The sequence below is a fragment of the Dactylosporangium sp. NPDC051541 genome (assembly GCF_044454505.1).
Classification (GTDB): domain Bacteria; phylum Actinomycetota; class Actinomycetes; order Mycobacteriales; family Micromonosporaceae; genus Dactylosporangium.
On record NZ_JBITDU010000007.1, the window covers coordinates 427,754 to 445,665 of the forward strand.

15 protein-coding genes are annotated in these 17,912 nt (G+C 72.8%); 7 read left to right on the forward strand and 8 right to left on the reverse strand.

All coding sequences use genetic code 11. The annotated features are described in order from the left end of the window. The first annotated feature begins 151 nt into the window (after positions 1-151). Complete coding sequence (locus tag ACIA8L_RS31155; RefSeq protein WP_395910149.1) at positions 152-3,526, forward strand: family 16 glycoside hydrolase; 3,375 nt, start codon at positions 152-154, stop codon at positions 3,524-3,526. 8 nt (positions 3,527-3,534) lie between these two features. Here ACIA8L_RS31155 and ACIA8L_RS31160 read toward each other — a convergent pair whose 3' ends face one another. Beyond that, the gene (locus ACIA8L_RS31160) at positions 3,535-3,819 is read right to left on the reverse strand and encodes a hypothetical protein (protein ID WP_395910150.1); all 285 of its coding nucleotides are present in this window, start codon (positions 3,817-3,819) and stop codon (positions 3,535-3,537) included. Positions 3,820-3,860: 41 nt separating this feature from the next. Here ACIA8L_RS31160 and ACIA8L_RS31165 point away from each other — a divergent pair, with 41 nt between their 5' ends. From ACIA8L_RS31165 to ACIA8L_RS31175, 3 genes are read left to right on the forward strand one after another with little or no spacing between them, the layout of a single operon-like run. After that, the gene (locus tag ACIA8L_RS31165) at positions 3,861-4,202 is read left to right on the forward strand and encodes a hypothetical protein (protein ID WP_395910151.1); all 342 of its coding nucleotides are present in this window, start codon (positions 3,861-3,863) and stop codon (positions 4,200-4,202) included. Positions 4,203-4,235: 33 nt separating this feature from the next. Next, positions 4,236-4,976 carry a MerR family transcriptional regulator gene (locus tag ACIA8L_RS31170; RefSeq protein ID WP_395910152.1) on the forward strand — a complete coding sequence of 247 codons (741 nt, stop codon included), beginning with the start codon at positions 4,236-4,238 and terminating at the stop codon, positions 4,974-4,976. Then, positions 4,973-5,848, forward strand: coding sequence for a hypothetical protein (locus tag ACIA8L_RS31175; RefSeq protein WP_395910153.1), 876 nt, complete (start codon positions 4,973-4,975; stop codon positions 5,846-5,848). Before ACIA8L_RS31170 ends, ACIA8L_RS31175 begins: the two co-directional genes overlap by 4 nt. Here the strand turns inward: ACIA8L_RS31175 and ACIA8L_RS31180 are convergent. From ACIA8L_RS31180 to ACIA8L_RS31190, 3 genes are all read right to left on the reverse strand, one after another. Then, on the reverse strand, positions 5,826-6,602 hold the full coding sequence (locus ACIA8L_RS31180; protein ID WP_395910154.1) for an SDR family NAD(P)-dependent oxidoreductase: 777 nt from the start codon (positions 6,600-6,602) through the stop codon (positions 5,826-5,828). The genes ACIA8L_RS31175 and ACIA8L_RS31180 overlap by 23 nt on opposite strands. 81 nt (positions 6,603-6,683) lie before the next feature. Next, positions 6,684-7,265, reverse strand: a complete 582-nt coding sequence (locus tag ACIA8L_RS31185; RefSeq protein ID WP_395910155.1) for a TetR/AcrR family transcriptional regulator — start codon at positions 7,263-7,265, stop codon at positions 6,684-6,686. A 66-nt stretch (positions 7,266-7,331) separates the two neighbouring features. Continuing rightward, complete coding sequence (locus ACIA8L_RS31190) at positions 7,332-8,261, reverse strand: SDR family oxidoreductase (protein ID WP_395910156.1); 930 nt, start codon at positions 8,259-8,261, stop codon at positions 7,332-7,334. A 98-nt stretch (positions 8,262-8,359) separates the two neighbouring features. Here ACIA8L_RS31190 and ACIA8L_RS31195 point away from each other — a divergent pair, with 98 nt between their 5' ends. Then, positions 8,360-8,917 carry a TetR/AcrR family transcriptional regulator gene (locus ACIA8L_RS31195; RefSeq protein WP_395910157.1) on the forward strand — a complete coding sequence of 186 codons (558 nt, stop codon included), beginning with the start codon at positions 8,360-8,362 and terminating at the stop codon, positions 8,915-8,917. Here ACIA8L_RS31195 and ACIA8L_RS31200 read toward each other — a convergent pair. From ACIA8L_RS31200 to ACIA8L_RS31210, 3 genes are read right to left on the reverse strand one after another with little or no spacing between them, the layout of a single operon-like run. Further along, the gene (locus tag ACIA8L_RS31200; protein WP_395910158.1) at positions 8,914-9,885 is read right to left on the reverse strand and encodes a phosphotransferase enzyme family protein; all 972 of its coding nucleotides are present in this window, start codon (positions 9,883-9,885) and stop codon (positions 8,914-8,916) included. The genes ACIA8L_RS31195 and ACIA8L_RS31200 overlap by 4 nt on opposite strands. Continuing rightward, the gene (locus ACIA8L_RS31205) at positions 9,876-10,433 is read right to left on the reverse strand and encodes a TetR/AcrR family transcriptional regulator (protein ID WP_395910159.1); all 558 of its coding nucleotides are present in this window, start codon (positions 10,431-10,433) and stop codon (positions 9,876-9,878) included. Before ACIA8L_RS31205 ends, ACIA8L_RS31200 begins: the two co-directional genes overlap by 10 nt. Positions 10,434-10,473: 40 nt before the next feature. Then, positions 10,474-12,501 carry an ATP-binding protein gene (locus ACIA8L_RS31210; RefSeq protein ID WP_395910160.1) on the reverse strand — a complete coding sequence of 676 codons (2,028 nt, stop codon included), beginning with the start codon at positions 12,499-12,501 and terminating at the stop codon, positions 10,474-10,476. A gap of 36 nt (positions 12,502-12,537) precedes the next feature. Between ACIA8L_RS31210 and ACIA8L_RS31215 the strand changes: the two genes are divergently transcribed. Then, the gene (locus ACIA8L_RS31215; RefSeq protein WP_395910161.1) at positions 12,538-14,946 is read left to right on the forward strand and encodes an EAL domain-containing protein; all 2,409 of its coding nucleotides are present in this window, start codon (positions 12,538-12,540) and stop codon (positions 14,944-14,946) included. Positions 14,947-15,047: 101 nt separating this feature from the next. Then, the gene (locus tag ACIA8L_RS31220; RefSeq protein ID WP_395910162.1) at positions 15,048-16,439 is read left to right on the forward strand and encodes a GGDEF domain-containing protein; all 1,392 of its coding nucleotides are present in this window, start codon (positions 15,048-15,050) and stop codon (positions 16,437-16,439) included. Positions 16,440-16,442: 3 nt separating this feature from the next. On the opposite strand, the gene ACIA8L_RS31225 is transcribed toward ACIA8L_RS31220, so the two are convergent. Then, positions 16,443-17,858, reverse strand: coding sequence for a cellulose binding domain-containing protein (locus ACIA8L_RS31225; RefSeq protein ID WP_395910163.1), 1,416 nt, complete (start codon positions 17,856-17,858; stop codon positions 16,443-16,445). Positions 17,859-17,912: the final 54 nt, after the last annotated feature.

The following is a 17,912-nucleotide window of genomic DNA, read 5'->3' on the forward strand; positions in this document are numbered from 1 at the left end:
TATCGACATTTCTGCGGAAGTCCCCTAGCGTGACGTAACACATCGACGCCTGTCGGTTCCGCCAGTACCGGCAGCGCGGCGATGACCCGCGCCCGTCTTCGGCGAGCGCGCGCGGGCGTCCGTGACGGCTCCTACCACTCCGGAGCATCCAATGAAGCGATGGACGACCGTCTGTGCCGCGATACTGATGGGCATCGGCCTGATGCCCGCGATCTCGGCGGCCAGTGCGGCAGCGGCGGTACCCCCACAAGAGCCCGGCGTCACCCTGCGCGTCTTCGACCTGCAGACCCCGCAGAGCTCCATCTGCGTCCTCAAGACCGGCCAGACGCCCAACATCGACAAGCTCATGCCGACCGTCAACTGGACCACCGCGGCCGACTTCGGCGGCCTCGAGAACTACTTCCAGGCCCAGGTCATCGGCAACGTGAACATCGCCACCGCGGGCACCTACGCGTTCCGGCTCACCAGTGACGACGGCTCCCGGCTGGCGATCGACGGCGCCACCGTCATCACCAACGACGGGCTGCACGGAGCCACCGCGGTCGAGGGCAGCGTCGCCCTCACGACCGGCTACCACGCCCTGCGCATCGACTTCTTCGAGCGCGACGGCGGCCAGCAGCTGACCCTCGAGTGGCGCCCGCCCGGTGCGACGTCCTATGTGGTCGTGCCGAACTCGGTGCTCAGCACCGACTCCGGCGTCGTACGGGTCACCGCGCCCGGCCGCAAGGAGTGCGAGGCCTCGGGCGACTCGCCGGGCGACGGGCTCCCGCTGACGTCCATCCACCCCGGGTACACCCTCACGAACCTGCGCCCGAGTGGCTTCAACCCGCAGGTCAGCGCCATGGACTGGTTCCCGGACGGGCGGCTCGCGATCGCCACGTGGGGCGGCAGCCTCAACACGACCGGCGAGGTGTACATCCTGCGCAACGTGACCGGCGCGACCTCACCGTCGCAGGTGCAGTACACCCGGATCGCTTCCGGTTTGCAAGAACCGATGGGCCTGAAGATCGTCGACGGCATCATCTACGTATCACAGAAGCGCGAACTCACCGAGCTCACCGACACGAACGGTGACGGGCAGATCGACCGGTACCGCACGGTCGCAACCTGGCCCTTCGACGGCAACTTCCACGAGTTCGGGTTCGGGCTGCTCTACCAGGACGGGTACTTCTACATGAACCTGTCCGTCTCGATCAACGAGGGCGGCGCCACCACCGAGCCGCAGGGTTCAGCGAACCGTGGCACGAGCCTCAAAATCAACCGATCGACGGGTGCCGTGCAGTATGTGGCCGGCGGCCTGCGGACCCCGGACGGCATCGGCTGGGGCCCCGAGAACGAGATCTTCGTGACCGACAACCAGGGTGGCTGGCTGCCGGCGTCGAAGCTCGTGCAGATCAAGCAGGACCGGTTCTTCGGCCACTACACCAACCCCGACGGCCCGTTCGACGGCCAGCCGATCACCCAGCCGGTGCTCTGGCTGCCCCAGAACGAGATCGCCAACTCGCCCAGCACGCCGCTGGTGCTCCACAGTGGACCGTACGCGGGTCAGATCGCGTTCGGCGACGTCACCTACGGCGGCATCCAGCGCGCGTCCCTGGAGAAGGTCAACGGCGAATACCAGGGTGCGGTCTTCCGCATGACCCAGGGGCTCGAGATGGGGGTACTGCGCATCAGTGAAGGCCCCGATGGCGCCCTCTACGCCGGTGGTCTCGGCGCCGGCGGCAACTGGGGCCAGGAGGGCAAGCTGACCTACGGCCTGCAGAAGATCACGCCGAACGGCACCAGCGTGTTCGACATGAAGGCCATGCGCGTCAAGCCGGGCGGGTTCGAGATCGAGTACACCAAGCCCGTCTCCGACACGACGGCGGCGTCGCTCGCGTCGAAGTACAACTTCAAGCAGTGGCGGTACGTCTCCACCCCGGCCTACGGCGGCCCGAAGGTCGACGAGGAGTCGCTGACGACCACCTCGGCGACGCTGTCGGCCGACCGCCTGAAGGTCAACGTCCAGGTCGCCGGCCTCAAGCCGGGCCGGGTCGTCTACATGCGCTCGCCGCGGCCGTTCTCCTCGACGTCCGGCGAGTCGCTGTGGAGCACCGAGGCGTGGTACACCCTGAACGCTCTGGCCGACGGGACACTCCCGCCGACCGGGCAGCAGGAGGCCGAGAACTCGGGCCTGAGCGGCAGTGCCGGGGTCGCCACCGACCACAGTGGATACACCGGCTCCGGCTTCGTCGCCGGGTTCGGCAACCAGGGCGCCGCGGCCACGTTCAGCGTCGCCGCGCCGAGCGCCGGCTCCTACAACGTGGCCCTGCGGTTCAGCAACGGGCCCAACCCGTCGGCCGGGGCCAAGACCGTCAGCCTGTACCTCAACGGCGTCAAGCAGAAGCAGATCTCCCTGGCCGACACCGGCAACTGGGACACCTGGGCGACACAGACCGAGACGCTGACGCTGCGGGCCGGTGGCAACACCGTCGCCTACAAGGTGGACAGTGGCGACGTCGGCCACGTCAACCTCGACAACATCAACGTGACCCCGGCCGGCGGCACCGGGACCGTCGACCACACCGGCACCATCACCGGCATCGGCGGCAAGTGCATCGACGTCAACAACGCCGGCACCGCCGACGGCACGAAGATCCAGCTGTGGACGTGCAACGGCTCGACCGCACAGAGCTGGACCCGTACCGGTGACACGCTCCGGGCTTTGGGCAAATGCCTCGACATCGACAACGGCGGCACCGTCAACGGCACGAAGGTGCAGCTGTACACCTGCAACGGCTCGGCCGCGCAGGTGTGGCAGGCCCAGGCCGACGGCACGCTGCGCAACCCGCAGTCGGCCAAGGTCCTCGACGCCGCCGGTGGCGCCTCCGCCGACGGCACCCAGCTGCAGATCTGGGACTCGGCGGCCGGCGCGGCCCAGCAGAAGTGGGTCCACAACGGAGTGTCGCGGGTGACGCTGTTCAACGGGGGCACCCTCAACGCGTTCCAGAACGCCGACGGTACCGCCCCCACGTGGCCGATCTCGGGCGGCTCGGCCGAGGTCCTCGGCGGCGACCTGCGCACCAAGCAGACGTACGGCGACTTCAAGCTGCACGTCGAGTTCTACCTGCCCAACCTGCCGGCCGACGTCACCGGCCAGCAGCGCGGCAACTCCGGCATCTACCTGCAGGACCGCTACGAGGTCCAGGTCCTGGACACCTACGGCAAGGCGACGCTCGCGAACGACGAGTGCGGCTCGATCTACCTCAAACGCGCGCCCGACAGCAACCCCGGCACCGCGCCGGAGACGTGGCAGACGTACGAGATGACGTTCCGCGCGGCCCGGTTCAACGGCGCCACGAAGGTCGAGAACGCCCGCGTGACGGTGGTGTGGAACGGCGTCACCGTCCACAACAACGTCACCATCGACGGCCCGACGGGTGCCGGCGCGGCCGAGAGCGCCGCGGCGCTGCCGATCCGCCTGCAGGACCACGGCGACGCAGGCGCGAACGTGCGGTACCGCAACATCTGGATCGAACCGGCGTAGCCGGCGGCTCAGTTGTAGAAGGCGGTGCAGCCGTAGTGCAGCGGCTCGCCGTCGACGAGGACGGGATGCCCGGGCGGCAACGGCCGCCCGGGCAGTGCCGGGATGTCGATCCTCGTCAGGTCCAGTGCAACGGTGCCTTCGAAGTCCTCGTCCGGCTCCTCGTCCACCGTCGCCAGCAGGTCGATGGTCTGGATCTCGGTGCCGTGGACCTCGAGGGTGGAGGACTCCGTGAAGCGCGGGTCGACGTCCAGCTCGGTGAGGACCCGGATCAGGTCGTCGCGGTCGGACAGCACATAGCGGTCGACGGTGGTGCCAGCTCCGCACCACCCTCGAGATGTCGCCGCTGTACGAGGGCTACGGCGCGCCCGGCACCGACCGCGCCACCTGGCTGCGCGCCCTCGGCCAGCGCCGCGAAGAGGCCTTCCACTGGTACCGGCACGCCCTCGCCATCGACCCGGCGTCCGCGGCCGCGGCGTGCGGACTGGCCCTCGCCGCGCTCGACGAGGGCTGGACCGACGACTTCGTCTACTTCGAGCGCGGCGACGGCGCGGAGCCCGAGGGGCTGGACGACGACGACCCGGCCGCGCGGGCCGAGGCCGCCGGGCACCTGCGCCGCGTGCTCGCCGCCGACCCCGGCAACGACGTCGCCGCCCACCTCCTGGCCCGGCTCGCTTGACCATGACGTAGCGGCAACGTTTCTACTTGGGGCATGCGGATCGGCGAGCTCGCCGCGCTGGTCGGGGTGTCGACCCGGACCGTGCGGCACTACCACCACCTCGGGCTGCTGCCCGAGCCGGAGCGGCACGGCAACGGCTACCGCGACTACCGGCTGCGCGACGCCGTCGTCCTGGCCCGGGTCCGGCGCCTGGCCGAGCTGGGCCTGTCCCTCGACGAGATCCGCGACGTCCTCGCCGACGACCAGGGCCGCGAGCTGCGCGAGGTGCTGCTGGAGCTCGACGCCGACCTGGCCCGGCAGCAGGCCGCGATCGCCGCCCGCCGGGAGCGGCTGGCCGTCCTGCTCACCGAGGCCGACCTGCACGTCGACTCCACGGTGTCGCCGGAGATGGCGGCGGTACTGCGGCAGCTGCCCGACGGCGGCTCCGCGTTCGCGGCCCTGGACCGGCGGCTGCTCGGCCTGATGGACACCAGCGCCGGCGAGACGGGCCGGGCCGACCTGGCCGCGCTGCTCGAGCCGCTCACCGAGCCCGCCGCCCTGGCCCGGGCGCAGGAGCTCTACGCGCGGATGGACGAGCTGGCCGCGGCCGACCCCGCCGACCCGCGGGTCGCGTCGGTCGCCGCGGACCTCGCCGGCTACCTGCCGCAGCCCTTGGCCGCCGAGTTCGCCGGCAGCGACGCCGAGCAGTGGCTGGGCACCATGGCCGAGGACCTGACCCCGGCCCAGGCCGAGGTGTTCCGGCTGGTCGCGGCCATGCTCCGAGGGCGGTCGTGATGCTGCGCGCGGCCCGGGCCGCCCTGTTCGCGGTCATCCCGGCCGAGGTCGTGCTCGGCGTGCTGATCGTGGCGGGCGTGGGGCTCCCACCGGCCGTCGTCGTGGCGATGGAGGCGCTCGTCCTGGCCGTCCTGGTCCTGGAGGTCGCGGCGGTCCGGCGGCTGTACCGGGAGGAGCGCCGGGTGCGCGCCACCCGCCTGGCCGCGGTGCGGGCGGTCTGGGCGCGGCTGGTGCCGGTGGCGGTCCGGCGGCTCCTGGCCCTGGAGCTGAAGAACACCGCGAGCCTGGGCCTGTGGCTGGCCCGCCGCCGGCACGGTGTCCCGCGGGGGGCCGTCGCCGTAGGGTACTTCGGCGCGCAGGCCCCGGCGCTGCTGGTGTTCCTCGGCGCGATGGTGGTCGAGTTCGTCGTCGTGGAGATCGTGCTGCGCTCCGTCGGCGCACCCGGCGCGCTCCGGGCCGTGCTGCTGGTCCTGGACGGCTACTCGATCCTGCTCGCCCTGTCGATGATCGCCGCGTTCGTGACCCGGCCGCACGTCGTCGCCGCGGCCGAGGTCCGGGTCCGCTCCGGGGCCCTGTTCGACCTGCGGATCCCGGCCGACCGGATCGCCGCCGCGCGCCGGGTGCGGGCCTACAACGAGCGCGGCACGATCCGCGTCGACGACGACGTGCTCACCGTCGCGGTGTCCTCGCAGGTGAACATCGTGCTGGAGCTGACCGCCCCGGTGACCGCGGTCCGGCCCCTGGGCCGCGAGTGCGAGGTCCGCACGGTCCGCTGCTTCGCCGACGACCCGGCCGCGGCGATCGCGGCCATCGCCGAGCGGGTGCCCGCCGCGCTGAGCAATCGGCGGGTTACTGGTTGCGGCCGGCCATGACGCCGCCGTCGACGTCCCAGATCGCGCCGGTGACCCAGCCGGCCTGGTCGGAGAGCAGGAAGGTGACGGCGGCCGAGATGTCCTCGGTGGTGCCGATCCGGCCGATCGGGTGGAAGCTGTTGAACCCGGCCAGCGCGGAGCTGACCTCGGCCGGTGGGATGAAGCCTTCGTAGATGGGGGTGGCCACCACGGCCGGGGCGATGGCGTTGACCCGGATCTTGTGCGCGGCCAGTTCCAGGGCCAGGTGCTGGGTCAGGGCGTGCAGGCCGGCCTTGGCCATCGAGTACGCCGACGACGGGGTCGCGGCGATGGCCTGCTTTGCCCACATGCTGCCGATGTTGACGATGGCGCCGCCCCGGCCGCTGTTCACCATGCTCCGCGCCACGGTCTGCGTGATCAGGAACGTCGCCTTGTTCAGGTCCAGGTAGCTGTCGTAGTCGGCCGCGGTGTGCTCCAGGAACGGCAGCGGCTTGAACACGCCGGCCGCGTTGACCAGCAGGCTCGCGTCGGCGTGCGGGCCGGCCAGTTCCTCGCGCACCCGGGCCGCCGCGGCGGGGTCACGCAGGTCGGCGGTGATGCCCCAGGCCGGTCCGCGGGTGACCAGGTCGCCCACGGTCTTCTCGACCCGCTCGGGGCGGGAGCCGATGACGACGGCGCTGCCGCCGCGGCTGACGACGTCCGCGGCGACCTGACGGCCCATGCCACTGCTGCCGCCGACCACGATGAGCTTTCGGCCGGTGAAGTCCTGTCCCATGTTCGTTCTCCTCACGTGACTACCTACTAGTTGGAAGGTTCGTTGGTGCCGAAAAAGGGCACCGCGCCGCGCGCGGTGCACTCAGGGCGTGCTGCGGAGCAGAGCGTCGACCAAGGTTGCCGCTACCGACCGGACGACGTCCCAGTCGTGTCCGTCGGTGCCGTCCGGCTGCCCGTGTGCCCGGGCCAGTAACAGCGCCCCCTCCAGGGCCGCCAGATATGCCTCCGCCGCCGCGCCGGTCCGGGTGGCGGGCACGCCCGCCTCGGCCAGCACGCCGGCCACCCATTGCCGCTGATCGGCGAAGAATCCGTCCGTCGCCCGCCGCACTGCGACGGGCAGGCTCTCCGCATCCACGGCGAAGACACCGCAGAGGCAAATACGGCCACCGTCGGCGAACGTCTCGGCATACAGCCCGGCGTAGTTCACCAGGCGCTGCCGCGCGCCCGCCGTCTCGTCGTCGACCTCCTTCCGTGCTGCGGCAAACCGCTCCCGATAGCGTGCGATCAGCGCCTCAGCCAATGCGGCCTTGGTGGGGAAATGGTGATGGATGCTCGGCTTCGTGATCGACAGTTGGGCACTGATGTCGGCGTAGGAGAAGCCGTTGTACCCCCGAACCTGCACCAGCGCCTGCGCGCTGTCCAGGATTCGATCCGCTGTCGTCACGCCAGTATTTCTACCTTCTAGTTGGTAGACAGTCAAGGCCGGAGACCGGCATCACGTCCGGATGCCTCACCCGTCGGCCGATCCGGTGGCGAAGTAGGTGCCGTGCTCCAGGTCGGCCAGCAGGCCCGGGCCGGTCGGGGTCCAGCCGAGCCGGTCGCGGGTGACCTTCGCGGTGGCGGGCCCGTCGACACCCCAGAACCCGGCCAGGAAGCCGACATACTCCCCGATCTGCTCGGCGGTGACGGAGCGGGCCGGGACGCCCAGCCGGGCGGCGATGCGCTCGGCGACCGCGCGGATCGGGACGCCCTCGTCGGCGACCGCGTGCAGGACCGCGCCGGGCGGTGCCGACTCCAGGGCGAGGCGGAACAGCCGGGCGGCGTCGTCGCGGTGGACGGCCGGCCAGCGGTTGGCGCCGTCGCCGACGTAGGCCGCCGCGCCCCGCTGCCGGGCCAGGTCGATGACGGCCGGGATGAAGCCGTTGTCGCCGTCGCCGTGCGTCGCCGGTGGCAGGCGCACGACCGAGGCGCGGACCCCGCGGTCGGCGAGCGCGAGCGTGAAGTGGGCGTTGGCGACCCGCTCGTTGGCGACCGGCGGGCCGGGGTGTCCGTCGTCCTCGGTAGCGACCGTACCCGGGGGCAGGCCGAGCACGCCGAGGATGCCGGAGGCGAGCACGAACGGCTTGCCGGTGCCGGCCAGGGCCGCGCCGAACGCCTCGATCGCCGCGCGGTCGGCGGCGGTGGCGCCGGCGAAGTCGCCGGAGAACGCGATGTCGTGCTTGAACGCCAGGTGGACGACGCCGTCGGCGGCCACCGCGGCGTCGCGCAGGACGTCGAGGTCGTCGAGCGACCCCGCGCGGACCTCGGCCCCGGCGGCCCGCAGCGCGGCCGCGGCGGTCGCGGAGCGGGCGAGGCCGGTGACCGTATGGCCGGCCGTGAGCAGCTCGGGGACGAGCCCCCGGCCGACCCAGCCGGACGCGCCGGTGACGAACACATGCATGGGGTGCCTCCTGATCGCTATTTCTAGAACGATCGTACAAGGAATATTCGTAGTACGGTCGTGCTAGAAATCTCACACCAGCGCGAACCGGAGGCGGCATGGCGGGACGACCGGTCAACCCCCAGCGGCGGGCCGAACTGCTCGACGCGGCGGTCGAATACGCGGCCGAGCACGGCTTCTCCGAGCTGACCTGGCGCCCGGTCGCGGCCGCCCTCGGCGTGTCACCGACGACCCTGGTCCACCACTTCGGCACCAAGGAACAGCTGCTCGAGGCCGTCCTCGGGCGGCTGCGGCAGCGCATGTTCGCGGCCACGCGGGAGCTGACCGGCGACCACGCGGACCTGCCGACGCAGGCGCGGGCGGCCTGGCGGCGCGCCTCCGACCCGGCCCGCGGCGCCGAGTTCCGCCTGTTCTTCGCCGTCTACGGGCGGGCGCTGCAGGCCCCGGAGCAGTTCGCCGACTTCCTCGACCACGCCGTGGCCGCCTGGCTGGCCGTGCTCGTCGCCGCGCAGGGCCCGGACATCGACCCGGCACTCGCCGCGCGCCGGGCCACCCTGGTCGTCGCCACCATCCGCGGCCTGCTGCTCGACCTGCTCACCACCGGCGACCGGACCCGCGTCCAGGCCGCCGCCGAGGCCTTCCTCGACCAGCTCTAAGCGCCGGCCACAACGTCACCGAGCGCCGCGCCCGCACCGCTGCGCCACCGCAACACCGCGGCCAGGGTGTCCAGCCGCTCGGCGACCTCGGCCAGGCTGGACTGGCCGCGCCGCCAGCGCGTCGAGCGCCACAGTGTCGAGCCCGCCGCCCGAACCACGATCAGGTCGGGCAGGGCGTGCAGTTCGTCGGCGGTCAGCCGGGCACCCCAGGCGCCGCCGCGGGTCAACGCCGCCGCTCGCCGGGGCCAGTCCGGCCCGCGGGTCGAGCCGGTCAGCGCCAGCGCGACGGTCAGTTCGATGGCCCGGAGCCAGTACCCGGCGACCTCGAAGTCGAGGATTCCGGTCACCTCGCCGGTGTCCGGGGCGACGAGCACGTTGGACGGGGCCAGGTCGGCGTGCACCACCTGCTGCGGCAGCCGCCCGGCGATCCCGGCCCAGGCCGCCAGCGCCCGGTCGAGGCCGGCGCGCAGCACCTTGGCCCGATCGGCGTCCAGCCCGGCCGCCATCAGGTCGCGGGCCAGCGCGGTCACGTCGGGGACGTCCTCGAGTGGGCCGCCCCGCCAGTCGAACGGCGCGTCCGTCGGTGCCACCGCGGCCAGTGCGGTGCTCAGCTCGGCCGCGGCGCGCCCGAACCGCTCCAGGGCCGGCTCCGAGCCGAGGTCGGGGCGCACACCGGGGATCCACGCGCACAAGGTGACTGGCCCGCCGGGACTGTCGGCGACGGTGCCGCCGTCGATGCGAGGCTCCGGCGTGGGTACCGCGAACGACAGCCCGGCCCGCCGCAATCGGGCGAGGAGCCGATGTTCGGCGAGCACCTGGGCCCGGTCCATGTTCTGGCTGATCCGCAGGCACCAGGACCGGCCGTCGGCGGTCACCCGGAACGTGTGGTTGTTCGAGCCGGCTTCCGTGGGGCCGACGTGCGCGCCGGGTGGGATACGCCAGCCGGCGAGCAGCTCGGTCAGGAGCACAGAAGACCCTCGACGGCGGCGAGGAAGGTGGCGTCGATCAGGGCCGGGTCGAAGAGGCAGCCGGCCGCCATCGCGCCGTCGCGCAGCATCACGTAGTGCCGGCCGGCGGCCGGGTCGCCGAGGACGGCGGTGACGGTGTCGAGGAACCACTGGCGGTGCGCGAGGACGGCCAGGTGGATCGGGTGGTCGGGCTCCGGGTACTCGGCGGCCGCGTTGAGGAAGGCGCAGCCGCGGAACCCCTCGGAGCGGATGTTCCCGGCGATGCCTTGGCTGATGGCGCGGATGGTCTCGGGGCCCGGGAGCCCGGCCGCGACGACCTCCTCCACGCCGGCCCGGATGGCCTGGTCGGCGGCGGTCAGGTAGGCGAGGATCAGGTCGTCCTTGCCCGGGAAGTGCCGGTACAGCGTGGCCCGGGTGACCTGTGCCTCGGCCACGAGCCGGTCGATGCCGACGGACCGGATGCCCTCCGCGTAGAAGATCCGGCTCGCGGTGCCGAGCAGCCGGTCCCGCGCCTCGGACGGCCGGCCGGCGGTTGTGCTGCTGGTCATGCCCCTATGGTAAGGGGTAGAACGTTCGGTCTTGCAAGTGTCACGTCCGGTCGGCTGTCGGAAGGGTCAGCGTGGCGACCGTACCGCCGCCGTTCCGGCCGTCCAGGCGCAGCGAGCCGCCGTGCTGTTCGGCGACGCTGCGGCTCAGCGACAGGCCCAGGCCCGCGCCCGGGTAGCCCTGATGGCGCACGTTGCGGCCGCGCTGGAACCGGCCGAACACGACAGTCAGCTCGTCGGGGTCGATGCCGATACCCCGGTCGGCCACCGTCACGGTCGCGTGGTCGCCGTCGGTGTGGACGGCGACCTCGACCGGGCCGCCGCCGGGACTGTACAGCACGGCGTTGCCGAGCAGATGGTCGATGACCTGGCGGAGCCGGTCCCGGTCGCCCGGCACGACGATCGAGGCCGGGCCGGTCACGGTGACGGCCCCGGAGCCGGCGGTGGCGGCCGCGCGGACGAGGGCGGCCAGGTCGATCGGGACCCGGTGCACGACGAGCTGGCCGGCGTCGAGCGCGGCCAGGTCGATGAGCTGGTCGATGATCCGGCGCAGGGTGCCGGCGTTGCGTTCGACGGCGTCGAGCATCGAGCGCAGGTCGTCGTGCTGGGGATGGTCGGCGGGCAGGTCGGCGGTGAGCAGCTCCAGGTAGGTGGAGATCACGGTCAGCGGCGAGCGCAGTTCGTGGCCGATCAGCCCGAGGTACTCGTCCCGGGCGGCGGCCAGGTCGAGCCGCAGCGCCTCGGCGTGCGTGCGGTGCAGGAACTGGCCCACGTGGGCGGCGATACCGCTGAGCAGGGCCACGACCGGGTCGCCGGGCTCCTGGGCGGTGTCGGCGGTGAAGGCCAGCACGCCGACCGTCGAGTCGCCGTCGCGGATCGGCAGCGCGAGGGCCGTGCTGCGGGAGCCGCCGTGGGCGATGTCGCCGGGCTCCCAGACGGCGGCGTTGGTCTTCCAGGCCCGCCCGGCGTGCCCGTCGCCGCGGCCGAGGATCGCCGGTGGCGGCTCCGGGCAGCAGTGCGCGTCGGCGCTCCAGGTCGCCGCGCAGCGCAGGACGTCGCCGCCGTCGTCGGCCAGCCACAGCTGGCCACAGGACCAGCCGAAGGCGGCGCCGACGATGCGCAGGACGGCGGCCCCGGCCGTCGCGATGTCCTCGGCGTCGGCGAGGGCGTAGCACACCTGCAGCTCGCACTCGGCGAGCCGCTCGGCCTGCCGGCGCAGGCTGATGTCGTGCACGGCGGCGACCGCGCCGAGCCGGGTGCCGTCCGCGCTGATGATCGGCAGGCCGTTGACCAGGACGTGGCGCTGGCGCGGCCCGACCAGCTGCTCGACGCCGCGGGTCCGCTCGCCGCGCAGGGCCCGGGCCAGCGGCATGGCGTCGCCGGGCATCGGGTGGCCGTCGAGGTCGTTGACGATGAACCGGGCCGCCCAGTCGGCCGGGCCGGTCGCGCCGGGCTCCGCGCCGAGCATGTCCCGCAGCGCCCGGTTGAACAGCCGTAGCCGCCCGTCGGGGCCGCAGGCGGCCACGCCGGTGTCCAGGGTGTCGAGCAGGGCCACGAGGAACGCCGTGTCGCCGCCGTCGCCCGGCCGGCCGGTGCAGCGCGGGTGGGCGGCCGACACGAGCTGGGCGATCTCGTCGGTGATGTCCAGTTCGCGGGTCGTCCAGGTCCGGGCCCGCCGGTCCAGGAGGGCGACCGCGCCGATGGGCTCTTCGCGGCGGTCGCGGATCGGGAACCCGGCGAAGGCCGCCGGTGCGGCGTCGCCGGGGCGCGGATCGCGGCAGCGGTGGTCGGTGGCGGCGTCGTTGACGATGATCGGCAGCCCGGTCGTGAGGACGGCGGTGAGCAGGGCGTGCGGCAGGGCCGGGCCGCCGTCGCCGCCCACGAGCCGGTCGAGGCCGTGCGCGCCGATCGGGGTCAGGGCGCCTTCGCCCTGGCTCACGACCGCGATGACGGTCGGCGCCGTGGTGGCGGTGGCCGCGATGCGCAGCAACCGGTCCATCGGCAGGGCCGGCTCGGCGGCCGGTGAGCCGAACGGGCCTCCGGAGAGTGCGGTATGAGCATCCGGTGTCACGTAGAGTAATTATATAGACACAAACGGTGAGCTGATATGAGTGTTCGGCAGAAGCTGCTCGGCGGGTACCTCATCGTCGCCGCGCTCGTCGCCCTGATCGGGGCGATGACGTGGCGGATCGACGCCGCCTCGGCCCGCCGGGCGGCCGTGACCGAGGCCGAGCACATCGCCCAGGGCGTCAGCAACGACGTCGGGTTCGGACTGCCCGCCGACACCGCCGGCGAGACGCCGAAGCCGCTGTACCGCGACCCGGCCGCCCTCGCGACCTACCTGCGGCGGCTGCACGCGATGCAGGAGCGCGACATCGTGATCGTCGACCGGGAGCAGATCGTCCTCGGCGACGCCGTCCCCGAGAACGTCGGCACCCGGTTCGACAGCGACACCGCCGACGAGGTCGGCGCCACCATCCGCGACGGCCGGACCCGCACGTTCATCGAGGTGAGCGTCGACTACCCGGCCGGCATCCAGCAGGCCGTGGTGCCGCTCATCGGAGCCGGGAACGTCACGCTCGGGGCGGTCATCCTCGAGTACACCCCCCTCTATGACGAAATGCTCGAGTCGACCCGCTCCACCCAGCTCGGCATCGCCGGCGCCTGCGCCGCCGGGGTGCTCCTGGTGCTGCTGGTCGGCTGGCTGATCGCCCGCTCGCTGGTCCGCCGGATCGGGCAGCTGACCGGCGCGGTGCTGGACGTGCGCAACGGGCAGTACAGCCGCCGGGTCACCGCCGCCGGCCACGACGAGATCACGCACCTGGGCCGGGCGTTCAACGACATGGCCGAGCAGCTGGACCGCTCGGCCCGGGAGATCCTGGCCAAGGAGTACACCGACGCCATCCTGGCCAGCGCGGGCGAGGGCATCTGCGGCATCGACGAGCACAACCGGATCACGTTCGCCAACGCGGCCGCCGCCCGGATCACCGGACTGGGTGCCGACGGACTGCTGAGTCAGGACGCGGCGGTGGTACTCCCAGACGCCGATCCCGCCGCGAGCGGCACCCGCGGCCCGGTGCACCGCGAGGGCGACATGCCGGCACCGGACGGCTCGCGGACGCGCGTGGCGTACACCGTCAGCCCCATCCTGCGCGGCGACCGGCCCGCGGGCGCCGTCGTGCTGCTGCGCGACGTGACCCGCCAGCGCGCCCTCGAGGAGCAGCTGCGCCATCAGGCCCTGCACGACGAGCTCACCGGCCTGCCGAACCGGGCCCTGTTCACCGACCGCCTCGAGCAGGCGATGGCCCGCGCGAGCACTCCGCTGGGCGTGCTGTTCCTCGACCTCGACGGGTTCAAGCGGGTCAACGACAGCCTCGGCCACGGCGCCGGCGACCGGCTGCTGCGGGCCACCGCCGACCGGCTGCTGGCCACGCTGCGCCCGGGTGACACGGTGGCCCGCTTCGGCGGCGACGAGTTCGGCATCATGCTCGAGCACGCCGACGACGAGACCGTCGACCAGCTCCCCGCCCGGCTGCTGCGGGCCCTCGAGGAGCCGCTGCTGATCGACGGCCGCGAGGTCGCCGTCAGCGCGAGCATCGGCGCGGTGTGGGACGCCGAGCGCTACGCCGACGCCGACGAGGTGGTGCGCAACGCCGACGTGGCGATGTACGCCGCGAAGAGCGACGGCAAGGCCCGCTGTCAGGTCTTCCACGAGGAGATGCACGTCCGGCTGGTCGACCGCCTCGAACAGGAGGGGCGGCTGCGCCTGGCCGTCGAGCGCGACGAGCTGCGCCTGCACCTGCAGCCGATCGTGGCCGCCGGTACCGGCCGGGCCGAGGGCGTCGAGGCCCTCGTGCGCTGGCAGGACCCGGCGCTCGGGCTGCGCCCGCCGGGCGCGTTCCTGCCGATGGCCGAGGAGGCCGGGCTCAGCGCCGACATCGACCGCTGGGTCATGCGGGAGAGCTGCCGGACGCTGCGGGCGTGGCAGGACGAGGACCCGGCCGGCGCTCCCGGCTGGATCAGCGTCAACGTGGCCGCCCCGCTGCTGGAGAGCCCCGGCCTGCCGGACCTGGTCACCCAGGTGCTGCGGGAGACCGGCCTGCGCCCGGACGCGCTGGTGCTGGAGGTGACCGAGACCACGCTCATGCGCGACGTCGCCGCCACCGCGCCGCGGCTGGACCGGCTGCGCGCCCTGGGCGTGCGGGTCGCCATCGACGACTTCGGCACGGGGTACTCCTCGCTGGGCTACCTGCGTGACATCCCGGCCGACGTGCTGAAGATCGACCGCTCGTTCCTCGACGGGCTCGTCGGCAGCGACCGCCACAAGGACCTCATCGCCGCGGTCCTGCAGCTCGGCCGGACCCTGGGCCTGGCGGTCATCGCCGAGGGGGTCGAGGACGCCGAGCAGCTCGCCGAGCTCGTCGCCCTCGGCTGCCCGCTCCTGCAGGGGTTCCACTGCGGCCGCCCGGCCCCGGCCGAGCAGCTGCGCCGGTCGCCCGACATGGTTGCGCGATAGCAACTGAGGGCTCCGGGCCGGCAACGCAACTTCCCGGCCGGCGAGCCGAATGCACCAGCGTGGCATTGACGCGCGCTCGGCTTCAGGTGTTCGGTCTCGGCTTGGCCGCGATCTGCTTGGCGGGCTTCTTCGCCGTCCCCGACGGCAGTCTGCTCCAGGTGGTGTGGCAGGTCGGGTGCGGCTGGCTGGCCGCCGCGGCCATCGTCGTCGCGGTCCGGCGGCACCGGCCCGCGGTGCCGGTGCTGTGGTGGCTCATCGCCGCCGGAGTGGCCGGGAACGCCGCCGGCATCGGGGTCGAGACGATCCTGACCCGGGTCCAGGTCGACGGGGGCTTCCCGTCGTGGGCGGACGCGGCCTACCTGTCGCTGTACCCGTTCACCGCGGCCGGCCTCACCGTGCTGATCCGCCACCGCAGCCCCAGCCGCAACTGGTCCACCGCCGTCGACGCGACCACGCTCACGACCGGCGTCGGCCTGCTCGCGTGGATCTTCATGATCCAGCCCGCGGCCACCGACCCCAGCATCGGCCTGCTCGGGCACATCGTCAGCGTCGCCTACCCCATCGGCGACATCCTGCTGCTGGCGATGACGGTCCGGCTGCTGCTCGACGGCACCGCCCGCAACACCGCAGTGCGGTGGCTGACGGCGGCGTTGCTGCTCTTCCTCGGCGGGGACTCCGCCTGGGCCGTCGTCAACCAGCTGGGCTGGGAGCCGGGCCCGCTCGCGCACAAGGCCCTGGCCTGCGTGTTCCTGGCCGGCTACTTCGCCTTCGCCGCGGCCGCGCGGCACCCCGACGTGCGTGCGGTCACCCGGCCCGCCCCGCCGCGCCCGATCCGGCCCAGCCGGGGGCTGCTGGCCCTGCTCACCGCGGCCTCGCTGATCGCGCCGGTGCTGCTGCTGGCCGAGACCGCCGTGGGCCGGGTCGAGGACACGCTGGCCATCGGGATCGGCTGCGTCGCGCTGTTCCTGCTGGTCGTGGCCCGCATGTCGCAGCTGCTGACCCAGCTCGACCTGCAGTCGCAGAAGGTCCGCGAACTGGCCGTCACCGACGAGCTGACCGGCCTGCCGAACCGGCGGGCCTGGAACGCCGAACTGCCCCGCGCCCTGGAACGCTCCCGCCGCGAGGGCCGGCCGCTCACCATCGCGCTCGTCGACCTGGACCACTTCAAGCGGTTCAACGACAGCTACGGCCACCCGGCCGGCGACCGGCTGCTCAAGGAGGCCGCGGCCATGTGGCAGGCCCACCTGCGCACGGTGGACACCCTGGCCCGCTACGGCGGCGAGGAGTTCATCGTCATGCTCCCCGACGCCACCCGCGAGGCCGCGCACGAGATCATCGACCGGATGCGCGCGGCGACGCCGCTGGGCCAGACGTTCTCGGCCGGCGTCGCGACCCTGGCGCCCGGCGAACACTCGGACGAACTCCTGGCCCGCGCGGACGCCGCCCTCTACGACGCCAAGCGCGCGGGCCGGGACCGCGTGGCCGTAGCCTGACCCTTACGACGTCGTGCAGGCGGTGCCGTTGAGCGTGAAGGCCGTCGGAACGGGGTTGGTGGTGGTCCAGGCGCCGTTGAAGCCGAAGCCGGCTGTGCCGCCGGTGGCGATGGCGCCGTTGTAGCTCACGTTCTTCGCCGTGACCGTGGTGCCGGACTGGGTGACGGTGGCGTTCCAGGCCTGGGTCACGCTCTGGCCGCTCGCGAACGTCCAGCCCAGCGTCCAGGCGGTGATCGGGCTGCCGAGGTTGGTGATGGTCACGTCGCCGCCGAAGCCGCCGGCCCACTGGTTCGTGATCTTGTAGGCGACCTTGCACGTGCCGGTCGGGGGCGGGGTGCTGCCGGTGGGAGTGCGGCTGGCGGTCGGCGAGGGGCCGGCGGTGGTCGGGGACGGCGACGTCGTGGTCGTCAGCTTCGCCGCGACGATCGGGGCCAGCTTCGCGGTGATCGCCTGGTGGCCCTTGTCGTTGGGGTGGACGCTGTCGCTGAGGCCGTCGCTGGGCAGCCAGCCCTCGGTGTTGACGTAGTAGATGTTGCGGTCGCCGGCGCCGTTCTGCGTCGTGACGGCGGCCTGGGTCTCGGCGGCGTAGCGCTTCGAGAACGTCTCCAGCGCGAAGATGGCGGCGTTGGGGTACTTGCCGCGGACCGTCTTCAGGAAGGCGACGTAGCCGTTCTGGAAGTCGGCCGAGCTGACGCCGTGGCTCTTGTCGTTGGTGCCGAGGTTGATGACGACGGCGTCGGCCGTGTAGCGGGTGAAGTCCCAGTTCGCACTGGTCGCCGAGTAGCCGGTCTTGAGGAACTGCGAGGCGACGGAGACGCAGCCGTCCGCGGTGGCGACCAGGCAGCCGCCGCCGTACCCGATCTGCGTGTGCCGCACCCCGAGCTGCTCCCCGGTCAGCCAGCCGTAGGCGGTGAGCGCGTTCTTCGACGACGTCGTGCCGACCGTTATGGAGTCGCCGACGAACTCGACGAGCTTCGGTGACACGTTCGCCGGCAGGGTGCGCGCCCCGGAGTCGAGCACGAGGCCCTGGAAGACGGCGTCGCCGCTGTAGGAGCCGGCCACCACCCGGTAGGAGACCAGGAGCGTGTGGTTGCCGGACGGCAGCGCCGAGGGCGTCAGATTCACGGTGCCGGAGACATTCTGGATGTACTGCACGCTGCCGCCGTCGATGCTGTAATACAGGTCGATCGCGTTGCGCTGCTTGAGTTTGACGGTCGTCCCGGTGAACCCGGTGCGCAGGTAGGCCCCGGCCCAGTTGGGCACGTAGGCGCTGGCGTTGCTGCGGTCCCACCGCCCGACGAACGCGATGTTGGCGTCGCCCGGCGAGCCGTCTCCGGTCGCGGCGAGTGCACTGACGATCCCGGCCCCGGCCAGCAGCGCTCCGGCCGCGGCCGCGACGAACAGCCCCTTGAGTCGCATGGCGCTCCCACCTGTCCACGTGTGAGCGCTCACAATCGGCCGCCACAGTCACGC